Genomic DNA, 12,360 nt, shown 5'->3' on the forward strand with positions numbered 1-12,360 from the left:
AGGCGCGGGCGCTGCTGAGGGTCGCGGCGCGGATGTGCGCACGGGGGCACATCCGGCTGGTGGGGACGGTGGCGGAGCCGCCGGTGGCGGAGGAGCCGGGTGCAGAGGAGGGGGCTGGGGCGACAGTGGTACACCTGGGGTGTGAGCGAGGCACGAGAGTACCGACAGCCCGATGAGTCGCGGCCCGATGAGTCGCGGCTCGATGAGGCGCAGGCCGGGGAGTCACAGGCCGGGGAGTCGCAGGCTGAGGGGGCACGGGCTGAGGGGTCGCAGGCCGAGGGGCGGGATGTGCGGGCGCTGCAGCTTCGGCTGGCCGCGTTCGCCGCGGCGCGCGACTGGCAGCCGTACCACACGCCCAAGAACCTGGCGACGGCGCTGAGCGTCGAGGCGTCGGAGCTGGTGGAGATCTTCCAGTGGCTGACGCCCGAGGAGTCGGCGCGGGTGATGGAGGAGTCGGGGAGCGCGGCCCGGGTCGAGGACGAGGTCGCCGACGTGTTGGCGTATCTGCTCCAGTTCTGCGAGGTGTTGGGGATCGACGCGCTGGCGGCTCTCGCGGCCAAGATCGACCGCAATGAGGTCCGTTTTCCGGCCACCAGGCGTTAGGGATCTTCGTTTCGTCACTCTCTGTAGTGATGAAGTTATCCACAACGTAACTGTTGTCAACAGATTCCTGAATTCCCCTAGCTTTTCTGCCTGTTAGTCATCACTCTGGGTAGTGGAGGAGTGACGGGTGTGGGAAGTCCGTTTGAGAGGGGAGCGGGGCATGGATGCGATGCGGCTGATCGGTGTCACGCGGCACGCTCTGGCGCAGGCCGGGACCGTGCATGACATCGTGGCCGAGGCCTGGCAGATACAGGCGCTCGCGGAGGCGATCGGTGGCCATTTCGTGGTGAGTGGTCCGGCGGCCGCGCGTGCGGAGGCGCGCGGCCTGTGCGAGGCGGGAAACAGGGCGCGCGGCGCCCTGTTCCACCCCGCACTGCATCACCCGGCCTTGCACAGCGGGGGCTTACGGGCCGGCCAGCTGTCCGAGGTGAGGGATCCGAGGGAGGTGCTGCTGGCGCTTGGCGATCTGCTCGCGGAGGCGGGTTTCGCGCTGGTCGGCGTCGCCTCCAACACAGACGAGGAGGCGCTGTACTGGCAGTGCGTCGAGGCGATCGACGCGGCGGACGAGGCGAGGGACCGGGTGCACGGGATGCTCAGGCACATGACGGTGCTGGAGTGGGGTGGCGCGGCATGACAGTGCAGGATGGGATCCATGGATCTGCGAATCTTCACCGAGCCCCAGCAGGGGGCGAGCTACGACACCCTGCTCTCCGTCGCCAAGGCCACCGAGGATCTGGGCTTCGATGCCTTTTTCCGCTCCGATCATTACATGAAGATGGGAGACGTCGACGGGCTGCCCGGCCCCACCGACGCGTGGATCACCCTGGCCGGGATCGCCCGCGAGACCCGGCGGATCCGGCTCGGCACCCTGATGACGGCCGCGACCTTCCGGCTGCCCGGCGTGCTCGCGATCCAGGTCGCGCAGGTGGACCAGATGTCCGGTGGCCGTGTGGAGCTGGGCCTGGGCGCGGGCTGGTACGAGGAGGAGCACCGGGCGTACGGCATCCCCTTCCCGGCGGAGAAGTTCGCCAGGCTGGAGGAGCAGCTGGCCATCATCACCGGTCTGTGGCGCACACCGGTCGGCGAGACCTTCGGATACGAGGGGGCGCACTACCAGCTCGCCGACTCGCCCGCGCTCCCCAAGCCCGCCCAGGACCGGGTGCCCGTGCTGATCGGTGGCCACGGCAAGACCCGCACCCCCCGCCTCGCGGCGCAGTACGCGGACGAGTTCAACATGCCCTTCGCCTCGGCGGAGGACAGTGAGCGGCAGTTCGGGCGGGTGCGGGCGGCGGCCGAGGCCGCGGGCCGCAAGGGCGACGACCTGGTGTACTCCAACGCGCTGGTGGTCTGCGTGGGCAAGGACGACGCCGAGGTCGCCCGGCGGGCCAATGCCATCGGACGCAAGGTGGACGAGCTGAAGGAGAACGGTCTGGCGGGTTCGCCGGCCGAGGTCGTCGACAAGATCGGCCAGTATGCGCAGGCCGGCTCGTCGCGGATCTATCTCCAGATTCTGGACCTCGACGACCTCGACCACCTGGAGCTGATCTCCTCGCAGGTCCAGGCCCAGCTGGGCTGAACCACCCGCCGGACGCGCGCCGGGCCACGAGCGCGACCGCGGGCAACGCCCGGCGACACCGCACGACCGCACCACCGCACCACCCTGAGCAAGGAGCACCCGTGATGTCTGCCCGCCGTACGCCACTGGCCGCCGCCCTGGAGCGTGGGCCGCTCGTCCTCGACGGCGGGCTGTCCAATCAGCTGGAGGCGCAGGGCTGCGATCTCTCCGACGAGCTGTGGTCGGCCCGGCTGCTGGCCGACGACCCGCGGCAGATCGAGGAGGCCCATGCGGCGTATGCGCGGGCGGGCGCACGGGTGCTGATCACCAGCAGCTATCAGGCGACCTACGAGGGCTTCGCCCGCCGGGGCGTGCTGGAGAAGGAGGCCACGGCGCTGCTGGAGCGCAGCGTGGAGCTGGCGCGCCGGGCGGCCGAGGGCGCGGGCGGCACCGTCGACCGGCCGGTGTGGGTGGCCGCCTCCGTCGGTCCGTACGGGGCGATGCTGGCGGACGGCAGCGAGTACCGCGGGCGCTATGGGCTGAGCGTCGGCGAGTTGGAGCGGTTCCACCGGCCGCGGATCGAGGCGCTGGCCGCGGCCGGGCCCGATGTGCTGGCGCTGGAGACGGTGCCGGACGCCGACGAGGCCGAGGCGCTGCTGCGGGCGGTCGAGGGCTGCGGGATACCGGTGTGGCTGTCGTACAGCATCGCGGGAGAGCACACCCGGGCCGGGCAGCCGCTGCGCGAGGCGTTCGCCCTGGCGGCGGGGAACGACCAGGTGCTGGCCGTGGGCGTCAACTGCTGTGAGCCGGGCGACGCCGACCGGGCCGTGGAGGTCGCCGCGACGACCACAGGCAAGCCGGTGGTGGTGTATCCGAACAGCGGCGAGGAGTGGGACGCCAAGGCCCGCGGCTGGCGCGGCCGGGCGACGTTCGACCCGGCGCGGGTGAAGGCGTGGCGCGACGCGGGCGCGCGGCTCATCGGCGGCTGCTGCCGGGTGGGGCCGGACCGGATCGCGGAGCTGGCGGCCGTGATGGCCGACGAGCGGAAGTGACTGACATATGAAAACTGACATATGAAAACTGACATGTGAAAGCGGCGAGCGGAAGTGGCCGGCGTCAGTAGCCGGCGGAAGGGGGAGAGCATGGAGCTAAACGATTAGAAACGCGGCGGTGGTCCGGCGATACTCGGACGGGTGTTCCTGACGATAACCACCACCGGTACCGCCGAGAGCCCCGCGACCGACCTCGGGTTCCTGCTGCACAAGCACCCTGATAAGGCGCAGCTGTTCTCGACCTCCCATGGCACGGCGCACGTCTTCTACCCCGAGGCGGACGTCGAGCGCTGTACGGCGGCGCTGCTGCTGGAGGTGGATCCGGTGGCGCTGGTGCGCCGGAGCCGGGGCAAGGGCCGGGGCGGTGCCCCGGACGCGGCCCTCGGGAACTACGTCAACGACCGCCCCTACGCCGCCTCCTCACTGCTCTCCGTCGCCCTCAGCAGTGTCTTCTCCAGTGCCCTCAAAGGCCGCTGCAAGGCGCGGCCCGAGCTGCCGGAGCGGGCGATGCCGCTGCGGATCGAGGTGCCCGCCCTCCCCGCGCGCGGCGGCGCCGAGCTGGTGGTGCGGCTCTTCGAGCCGCTGGGCTGGGCGGTGACTGCCGAGCCGGTTCCGCTGGACGAGCAGTTCCCGCAGTGGGGCGACTCGCGGTACGTACGGCTGGTGCTGGAGGGCGAGCTGCGGCTGGCCGATGCGCTGCGCCATCTGTATGTGCTGCTGCCGGTGCTCGACGACGCCAAGCACTACTGGGTGGCCCCGGACGAGGTGGACAAGCTGATCGACTCCGGCGAGGGCTGGCTGGAGCACCACCCCGAGCAGCGGCTCATCACCAGCCGCTATCTGGCCCGCCGTTGGTCGCTCACACGCAGCGCCCTGGAGCGGCTCGAGCTGGTGCGGCTCGCGGAGGCGGACGACACGGAGGTGGAGGAGATCGACAACGCGGTCGACGAGCGGTCCGACACCGAGGACAAGCCGGTGCCGCTGGCGGTGCGGCGGCGCGAGGCGATCCTCGACGCCCTGCGCTCGGCCGACGCCGCCCGGGTGCTCGACCTGGGCTGCGGGCAGGGGCAGTTGGTGGGCGCCTTGCTCAAGGAGGCGCGGTTCACCGAGATCGTCGGTGTCGATGTGTCGATGCGCGCGCTGAACGAGGCGGCCCGGCGGCTGCGCCTGGACCGGATGGGCGAGCGCCGCTCGGCGCGCGTGAAGCTGCTCCAGGGGTCGCTGGCGTACACCGACAGCCGGCTGCGCGGGTATGACGCCGCGGTGCTCAGCGAGGTGGTCGAGCATCTGGACCCGCCGCGGCTGCCCGCCCTGGAGTACGCGGTGTTCGGCGCCGCCCGGCCCCGTACGGTCGTGGTGACCACGCCGAACGTTGAGTACAACGTGCGCTGGGAGACCCTGCCCGCCGGGCGGGTACGCCACCCCGACCACCGCTTCGAGTGGACGCGGGAGGAGTTCCAGGGCTGGGCGCGGACCGTCGCCGAACGCCATGGATACGCCGTGGAGTTCCGGCCCGTCGGCCCCGACGACCCCGAGGTGGGCCCGCCGACCCAGCTCGCGCTGTTCCGCCTCGGCACCGGGACCGACACAGAAACCACGCCTGAGACCAACACCACGACCGCGAAGGAGACGGCCGCATGACTTCCGCCAAGCGCGGCCTCGCCGTGCCCGACCTGGCCCTCGTCGTCCTCATCGGCACCACCGGCTCCGGCAAGTCCACCTTCGCCCGCCGCCACTTCCTGCCCACCCAGATCGTGTCCTCCGACGTCTGCCGCGGACTGGTCGCCGACGACGAGAACGACCAGAGCGCCACCCCCGACGCCTTCGACCTGCTCCACTACATCGCGGGCAAGCGGCTCGCCGCCGGGCGGCTCACCGTCGTCGACGCGACCAACGTCCAGCCACAGGCCCGCCGCAGCCTGATCGAGCTGGCCCGCGAGCACGACGTACTGCCCGTGGCCATCGTCCTCGACGTGCCGGAGAGCGTCTGCGTGCGGCGCAACGCGGAGCGCCCCGACCGGGTGGACCTGCCCGCCCATGTCATCCCGCGCCAGCGCCGCGAGCTGCGCCGGTCGCTGAAGTCCCTGGAGCGCGAGGGCTTCCGCAAGGTGCATATCCTGCGCGGCGAGGAGGAGGCCGAGACCGCCGGGATCGTCACCGAGCGCCGCTACAACGATCTGCGCCACCTCACCGGCCCGTTCGACATCATCGGCGACATCCACGGCTGCCGCTCGGAGCTGGAAACCCTCCTCGGCAGGCTCGGCTACGCGCTGGACCGCGACCCCCTCGGCCGCCCCGTGGACGCCACCCACCCCGAGGGCCGCACGGCCGTCTTCGTCGGCGACCTCGTGGACCGCGGGCCCGACAGCCCCGGTGTGCTGCGCCTGGTGATGGGCATGGTCGCCTCGGGCGCGGCGCTGTGCGTGCCCGGAAACCACGAGAACAAGCTGGGCCGCTACCTCAAGGGCCGCAACGTCCAGCACACCCACGGCCTGGCCCAGACCATCGAGCAGCTGGAGAAGGAGGACGCCACCGACCCGGCCTTCCGCGACCAGGTGCGGGACTTCATCGCCTCGCTCATCAGCCACTACGTGCTGGACGGCGGCGCGCTGGTGGTCTGCCACGCCGGGCTGCCCGAGAAGTACCACGGCCGCACCTCCGGCCGGGTCCGCTCGCACGCGCTGTACGGCGACACGACCGGCGAGACCGACGAGTTCGGCCTGCCCGTGCGCTACCCGTGGGCCGAGGACTACCGCGGCCGGGCCGCCGTGGTCTACGGCCACACCCCGACCCCGCGGGCGTCCTGGCTGAACAACACCATCTGCCTGGACACCGGCTGTGTCTTCGGCGGCCGGATGACCGCCCTGCGCTGGCCCGAGCGCGAGCTGGTGGACGTCCCCGCCGAGCGGGTCTGGTACGAGCCCGTAAAGCCCCTGACGACCGAGGCCCCGGGCGGCGCAGACGGCCGCCCGCTCGACCTGAAGGATGTGCACGGCCGCCGTGTCATCGAGACCCGGCACATGGGCCGCATCGCGGTGAAGGAGGAGAACGCGGCGGCGGCGCTGGAGGTCATGAGCCGCTTCGCCATCGACCCGAGGCTGCTGCCCTACCTCCCGCCGACCATGGCCCCCTGCGCGACGTCCAAGGAGGAGGGCTACTTGGAGCACCCGGCGGAGGCGTTCGCCGCCTACCGGGCGGACGGGGTGCGCCAGGTCGTCTGCGAGGAGAAGCACATGGGCTCGCGCGCGGTGGTGCTGGTCTGCCGTGACGAGGAGGCCGCGGCCGAGCGCTTCGGCGCGCCGGAGGGCGTGTCCGGCGCGCTCTACACGCGCACGGGCCGGCCGTTCTTCGACGACCCGACGATGACCGAGCGCATCCTGCACCGGCTGCGCTCCACCATCGGCCGCGAGGGCCTGTGGGAGGAGCTGGACACCGACTGGCTGCTGCTCGACGCCGAGTTGATGCCGTGGTCGCTGAAGGCGGAGGGGCTGCTGCGCAACCAGTACGCGGCCGTGGGCGCGGCCTCGGGCGCCGCGTTCCCCGGGGCGCTCGCGGCCCTGGAGTCGGCCGCCGCGCGCGGCGTGGAGGTGACCGCCCTGCTCGGCGAACAGGGCGAACGCGCCGCCGACGCGGCCGCGTTCACCGAGGCATACCGGCGCTACTGCTGGCCGGTGGGGGATCCGCAGCGCGGCTGGCCGGGGGAGCGGCAGGAGACCGGCGGGCGCCGCACGGTGGGGGCGCGCGGCACGGACGGCCTGGACGGCATCCGGCTGGCGCCGTTCCAGATCCTGGCGGTGCGCGGCCGCAGCCTGGCCGCCCTCCCGCACGACCAACAGCTCGCGATGATCGACCGGATCGTCGAGCGCGAGGAGCTGGACGCCTATGCGAACAACTCCATCTGCGCCTTCACCCCGAAGTATGTGAACCGGCTGCTCGCCCCCACCCGTCGGCTGGTCGTCGACACCGAGGACGAGGCGTCGGTCGCCGAGGGCGTGCGGTGGTGGCTCGACCTGACGGAGGCGGGCGGCGAGGGCATGGTGGTCAAGCCGCTGGCGGGGCTGGTGCGCAAGGACGGTACGGACGGTCGGCTCGTCCAGCCGGGCGTCAAGTGCCGCGGCCGCGAATACCTCCGGATCATCTACGGCCCGGAGTACACCCGACCGGAGAACCTGGACCGGCTGCGCGAGCGGCACCTGGGCCACAAGCGGTCGCTCGCGCTGCGCGAGTACGCGCTGGGTCTTGAGGCGCTGGACCGGCTGGCGGAGGGGGAGCCGCTGTGGCGGGTCCACGAGGCGGTGTTCGGCGTGCTGGCCCTGGAGTCCGAGCCGGTCGACCCCCGGCTCTAGCGGCACCGGCCGTCGGGGTGCCGGGCCGTCGGGATGCCGGGGTGCCGGGCCGTGGGGGTGCTGGGGTGTCGGGTCAGGTCTGCTGGGCCCCGGCCGGGCGGCGGGCGCGGAAGGCGCGGCGGTAGTCGTGCGGCGGCACCCCCACCGCCCGGGTGAAGTGGCGCCGTAGATTCGCCGCCGTGCCGAGCCCGCACAGCTCCGCCACCCGGTCCACCGGCAGATCCCCGCCCTCCAGCAGCTCGCGGGCGCGCGCGATCCGCTGGGTCTGCAGCCAGCGCAGCGGCGTCGTGCCGGTCGCGGCGTGGAAGCGGCGGGCCAGGGTGCGCGGGCTGGTGTGGGCGCGCCGGGCCAGGTCGGCGACGGTCAGCGGGGTGTTCAGGCGCTCGGCGGCCCAGTGCAGCAGCGGGGCGAGCGAGTCGTCGGTGCGCTCCGGCAGCGGCGCCTCGATGTACTGGGCCTGGCCGCCCGGCCGGTGGGCGGGCGCGACCAGCTGCCGGGCCAGGGTGTTGGCGGCGGCGCTGCCGAAGTCCTCGCGCACGATGTGCAGACACACATCGATGCACGCGGTCGACCCCGCTCCGGTGAGGACATCGCCGTGGTCCACGTACAGCACGCTCGGGTCGAGCCGCACGGCCGGATAGCGCTCGGCGAACAGCGCCGCGTACATCCAGTGGGTGGCCGCCGTACGGCCGTCGAGGAGCCCGGTCGCGGCGAGCGTGAACGCGCCCGAGCACAGCGACACCACGCGGGCGCCGCGCCGGTGGGCCTCGCGCAGGGCGTCGATGAGTTCGCCGGGCGGATCGCCGCGTACATCGGCGGACGCCGGGACGATCACCGTGTCGGCGGCGATCAGCTCCTCGATCCCGTACGGCGTATGCGCCGCGAACCAGGAGCGGGTGGCGACCGGGCCGCTGTCCGGGCCGATCGCGCAGACGCGCAAGTCGTACCAGCCGTCGGGGAGGTCCGGCCGGTCGGTGCCGAAGACATGGCAGGGCACGGCCAGATCGAAGATCGGCATACCGGCGGTGACGGCGACGGCTATCGAGGGCATGGCAGAAATGTAGCGGGTGCTGTCAGTCTTGCCACTCGTGAGTCCGTGCAGCGCCGTCGATGCTGGATGGGCATGACGATCCCTTCCACAAAGGCCCAGGGGAGCGGTGTGCCCGAACCCGCGACCTCCCCGGGCCCCGATCCCCGCCGCTGGCTGATCCTCGCCGTGGCGTCCGCGGCCCAATTCCTCGCCGTACTCGACCTGATCGCGGTCAATATCGCCTTCCCCGCGATCGGCGCCGACTTCCGCTCGGCCTCCACCGCCACGCTCTCCTGGGTCCTGAACGCCTACACCATCGTGCTCGCGGCGCTGCTGGTTCCGGCGGGCAGGCTCGCCGACGAGACGGGCAGGCGCCGCTCCTTCCTGCTGGGCATGGCCCTGTTCGGGGCGGCCTCGCTCGGCTGCGGGGCCGCCCCCGGCCTCGGCTGGCTCATCGCGGCACGGGTGGTGCAGGGCGTCGCGGCGGCGATCGTGGTGCCCACCTCGCTCTCCCTGGCGCTGCCCGCCTTCGCGCCGCGCGAGCGGGCCACGGCCGTGGGGCTGTGGACGGCGGTCAGCGCGGTGGCGGCGAGCTCGGGACCGGTGGTGGGCGGACTGCTCGCGGCCTCCGACTGGCGGTGGATCTTCCTGATCAACGTCCCGGTGGTGCTGGTGGCGGTGGCGGCGGGCGTACGGATCCTGCCGCGCGCCGAGCCGGTGCGTGCCGAGCCTGTGCGTGCCGAGCCGGTGCGTGCCGAGCCTGTACGTACCGAGTCAGTGCGCACCCAGTCAGTGCGCACCCAGTCCGTGCGTACCGAGCCAGTGCGTACCGAGCGGGTACGGAGCCGCGCCCGTCGGCTCGATCCGCTCGGCACTCTGCTGGTGCTGCTGGCCACCGGTGCCCTGACCACCGCCTGCGTCGAGGCGCCGGACTGGGGGTACGCCGCGCCCGCCACCCTCACCGTCCTGGCCGCGGGCCTTGCGGCCGCCGCGCTGTGCGTGGCGCATATGCGGCGGCACCCGGACCCGGTGGTGGACCCGGCGCTGTTCCGCTCGCGCGGGTTCACCACCGCCACGCTCGGCCTGCTCAGCTACTTCCTGGCCTACTCGGCGCTGCTGCTCTCCGCCACCTGGCTGTTCACCGGCGTCTGGGGCTACTCGACGCGCCGCGCGGGCGTGGCCGTCGCCGCGTGGCCGCTGACCGTGCTGGTCGTCTCGATGCTGTCGGGGCGGATCGTCCGGGCGCTGGGGGAGCGGCGCAGCGCCGTGCTGGGTGCCGCCGCGTTCACCGCGGCGCCGGTGTGGTGGCTGGTGGCGGCGGGCCCGTCGGGGGGCGGGGCGCACTACGCGGCCGGTTTTCTGCCCGGGCTGGTGCTGGCCGGGATCGGCACCGGGCTGTACCAGCCGGTGATGTTCGCGGCGGCCGGTCTGCTGCCCGCCCACCGGCTGTCCCTGGGCTCGGGTGTGCTGATGATGTCGCGTCAGGGCGGCACCGCGCTGGGCGTCGCGGCCCTGGTGGTGGTCACCGGCGGCGCCCGGCAGCCGGACCTGGGGGCGCTGCGCGCGGGCTGGGTTTTCGCGGCGCTGACCGCCGCGGTGGCGGCGTTCGCGGGTGCGGTGTTCCGTACCGGGCAGGACCGGGCGGCGAGGCGCCATTGACGTGCCTGTGACATGTGCCTACCGTGCTGTCGCTCATGTCTCGGTCGCAGGGTTCTCGCCGGACTGTTTCAGGACTGTCGCGGGGTTCCGCAACACCCGCCCGCCGCGCCTATAACTGGAACAGCCCCGAATAACTGGAACAGCGAGGGTGTTCTCCGCGAGCCGGACGACGCACTTGTATCGATATGCGGCTCCGCCGCGTGGCACCGAGCGGGGAGGGCGGATGAGTCTCTTCGAGGGCGGCAGGCCCTTCCTTGACGCGCTCCCCGCACAGGACCGGCGCGCGCTGCTCGCGCTCGGCAGACACCGGACGTACGAGCCCTCCCAGATCGTGCTGCGCGAGCACGACCGTACGACCTTCGTCGTCGCCATCACCTCCGGCTGGGCCACCGTCTCGGTGGAGACCGAGCGCGGTATCCGCCTGATACTGGCCCTGCGCGGGGCGGGCGAGGTGGTCGGCGACCAGGCCGCCGTCGACTACGGTTCGCGCAGCGCCACGGTCACCGCGCTCGGGCGGCTGGAGGCGGTCGTCGTCTCCGGCGACCGCTTCCGCGCGTATCTGGCCGCGCGCCCCGCCGCCACGGTTCTGATCATGCGCCAGCTCAGTTCCCGGCTGCGCAGCTCCGACGGCGAACGGCGCTCCCTGGCCTCCGAGAAGGTGCTGCAGCGCCTCGCCGCCCGCCTCGTCGAACTCGCCGAACGCACCGGCCGCCCCGAGGCCGACGGCGGCATCTCCGTGGATCTGCCGCTGCCACAGCACGACATCGCCGCCGCCGTGGGCTCGACCCGGGAAGCGGTCGCCAAGGCGCTGCGGCTGCTGCGCGACCAGGGCGTGGTACAGACCGCCTCGCGCCGCTTCGTCGTCGTGGACACCGCGCTGCTGCGCCTGCTGGCCGAGGGGCGCGCGACGGGGTGACCGGCCGCGGCCGGTCCGCGAGCGCGCGCCCGCGCGTGAGCCCCCGGCCACGCGGCGGAGCCGCACATCGATACTGCGCCGACCGACTGTGTAAACGGCTACAGCCGCCCGGGCCCCGGGCCGCGACTCTGAAGAAGGTACAGGGAGCGGGACCGTGTGCGACGGGGGTGCACGCGGCCCAGCGCCCGGCACCGGAGGAGGGCGGCGGAGCGGAGCACGGGGGCAGAGCCCCGCCGCCCACTTCGGCCAGAGCCCGACGACAGCCGAATGACAGCCGAATGACGGCCACCACAGCCAGCGGACCGCCCCCGAGCCGCGACACACGGACTGCACCAGGCACGAAGGACGGCGGGGCGATGAGCGGACCGGAAGCCAGCCACACGGACAGCCGGGCGCGGCGGACCACTCCGGACACTCCGGGGGAGGAGCGGACCGGCACGCGCCTGGACCTGCCCATGGACGGCATGGACAGCCCGTTGGGCACCGTGGGCGAGGCGGGCGGCGCCCGGGCGGCCCGCGAGGCATGCGCGAATCTGCACACGGAGGCGCATCCGCGTACCGCCACGGATCCGCGTACCGACACACATCCGCACACCGCCGCGCAGCCCCACGACCACGACCACGACCACGACCACGCTCACGGCCACGCCGCCCGCCACCCGGCCGAGGGCGCCCCGGCGGGTCCGCTCCCCGAGGGGCCGGTGGCCCATGACGAGCTCGCCCGTCTGCGCCGGATCCACCGCCGGGGCGCGGGCTACGACGCCATGCGGGAACACCTGCGCCGCACCCACCTCCTCGCGCTGTGCGGCGAGCCCGGCTCCGGGCGCGGCTGGACCGCGCTCGCGCTGCTGGCCGAGCTGGCCGGGACGACGGGCGGCGGGGTGTGGCGGCTCGGCGCGGCGCCCGGACCGGGTGCCGGTTCCGGCGCCGAACACCCCGCCCCGGTGGGCGAGAAGACCGCGCGGGGCCACGGCTATCTCCTCGAACTACCCACCGCCCTGGCCGACTTCGGGGCCGCCGGCCCGGAGGCCCGGCTCGACCGGCTGCGCGCCCACTTCGCCGAGCACGAGGCGTTCTGCGTCGTCCTTGTTTCCGGAGTCTCCGGAGTCTCCGGAGTCTCCGGAGTCTCCGGCGGCGAGGCGGCCGACCGCCTGCTGCGCGGCCGTCGGCACGCCATACCGTACGAGCCCCCGGCCGCC

General features: G+C 73.2%; 9 protein-coding genes and 2 pseudogenes. 10 read left to right on the forward strand and 1 reads right to left on the reverse strand.

Going from position 1 to position 12,360, the window contains the following annotated elements; translation table 11 throughout:
• The 7 genes and pseudogenes from CCN51_RS60190 to CCN51_RS32085 form a co-directional block, all read left to right on the forward strand.
• Window positions 1–176, forward strand: a pseudogene (locus CCN51_RS60190) (ATP-binding protein); the annotation flags it as partial.
• Window positions 142–603: a nucleotide pyrophosphohydrolase gene (locus CCN51_RS32060; protein WP_014175821.1), complete on the forward strand. Its 462-nt coding sequence runs from the start codon at window positions 142–144 to the stop codon at window positions 601–603. The pseudogene CCN51_RS60190 and the gene CCN51_RS32060, both read left to right, overlap by 35 nt.
• A gap of 160 nt (window positions 604–763) precedes the next feature.
• On the forward strand, window positions 764–1,237 hold the full coding sequence (locus CCN51_RS32065; RefSeq protein WP_043489952.1) for a DUF6099 family protein: 474 nt from the start codon (window positions 764–766) through the stop codon (window positions 1,235–1,237).
• An 18-nt stretch (window positions 1,238–1,255) separates the two neighbouring features.
• Entirely contained in the window at window positions 1,256–2,179 is a 924-nt protein-coding gene (locus tag CCN51_RS32070; protein WP_014175819.1) for an LLM class F420-dependent oxidoreductase, read from the forward strand.
• A 104-nt stretch (window positions 2,180–2,283) separates the two neighbouring features.
• Entirely contained in the window at window positions 2,284–3,210 is a 927-nt protein-coding gene (mmuM, locus tag CCN51_RS32075) for a homocysteine S-methyltransferase (protein ID WP_014175818.1), read from the forward strand.
• 141 nt (window positions 3,211–3,351) lie between these two features.
• Window positions 3,352–4,851 (forward strand): 3' terminal RNA ribose 2'-O-methyltransferase Hen1, encoded by a 1,500-nt coding sequence (locus CCN51_RS32080; RefSeq protein WP_014175817.1) that lies wholly within the window; start codon window positions 3,352–3,354, stop codon window positions 4,849–4,851.
• Complete coding sequence (locus CCN51_RS32085) at window positions 4,848–7,556, forward strand: polynucleotide kinase-phosphatase (protein ID WP_014175816.1); 2,709 nt, start codon at window positions 4,848–4,850, stop codon at window positions 7,554–7,556. Before CCN51_RS32080 ends, CCN51_RS32085 begins: the two co-directional genes overlap by 4 nt.
• A gap of 73 nt (window positions 7,557–7,629) precedes the next feature.
• Here CCN51_RS32085 and CCN51_RS32090 read toward each other — a convergent pair whose 3' ends face one another.
• On the reverse strand, window positions 7,630–8,607 hold the full coding sequence (locus CCN51_RS32090; protein ID WP_014175815.1) for a GlxA family transcriptional regulator: 978 nt from the start codon (window positions 8,605–8,607) through the stop codon (window positions 7,630–7,632).
• A gap of 72 nt (window positions 8,608–8,679) precedes the next feature.
• On the opposite strand from CCN51_RS32090, the gene CCN51_RS32095 reads away from it, so the two are divergent.
• The 3 genes and pseudogenes from CCN51_RS32095 to CCN51_RS32105 all read left to right on the forward strand — a co-directional run.
• Window positions 8,680–10,245 (forward strand): MFS transporter, encoded by a 1,566-nt coding sequence (locus CCN51_RS32095; protein ID WP_055414166.1) that lies wholly within the window; start codon window positions 8,680–8,682, stop codon window positions 10,243–10,245.
• Between the two features lie 223 nt (window positions 10,246–10,468).
• Complete coding sequence (locus CCN51_RS32100) at window positions 10,469–11,161, forward strand: Crp/Fnr family transcriptional regulator (RefSeq protein ID WP_014175813.1); 693 nt, start codon at window positions 10,469–10,471, stop codon at window positions 11,159–11,161.
• A 356-nt stretch (window positions 11,162–11,517) separates the two neighbouring features.
• A pseudogene (locus CCN51_RS32105) lies at window positions 11,518–12,360 on the forward strand (hypothetical protein); the annotation flags it as partial.

It is taken from the genome of Streptomyces milbemycinicus (genome assembly GCF_002154605.1).
In the GTDB taxonomy this organism is placed as follows: Bacteria; Actinomycetota; Actinomycetes; order Streptomycetales; family Streptomycetaceae; genus Streptomyces; species Streptomyces milbemycinicus.

Bases quoted from the DNA above. Each gene is read 5' to 3' on its own strand.
- CCN51_RS32100 (WP_014175813.1), top strand. From the start codon at position 10,469: ATGAGTCTCTTCGAGGGCGGCAGGCCCTTCCTTGACGCGCTCCCCGCA.
- CCN51_RS32085 (WP_014175816.1), top strand. From the start codon at position 4,848: ATGACTTCCGCCAAGCGCGGCCTCGCCGTGCCCGACCTGGCCCTCGTC.
- CCN51_RS32070 (WP_014175819.1), top strand. From the start codon at position 1,256: ATGGATCTGCGAATCTTCACCGAGCCCCAGCAGGGGGCGAGCTACGAC.
- CCN51_RS32095 (WP_055414166.1), top strand. From the start codon at position 8,680: ATGACGATCCCTTCCACAAAGGCCCAGGGGAGCGGTGTGCCCGAACCC.
- mmuM (WP_014175818.1), top strand. From the start codon at position 2,284: ATGTCTGCCCGCCGTACGCCACTGGCCGCCGCCCTGGAGCGTGGGCCG.
- CCN51_RS32065 (WP_043489952.1), top strand. From the start codon at position 764: ATGGATGCGATGCGGCTGATCGGTGTCACGCGGCACGCTCTGGCGCAG.
- CCN51_RS32090 (WP_014175815.1), bottom strand. From the start codon at position 8,607: ATGCCCTCGATAGCCGTCGCCGTCACCGCCGGTATGCCGATCTTCGAT.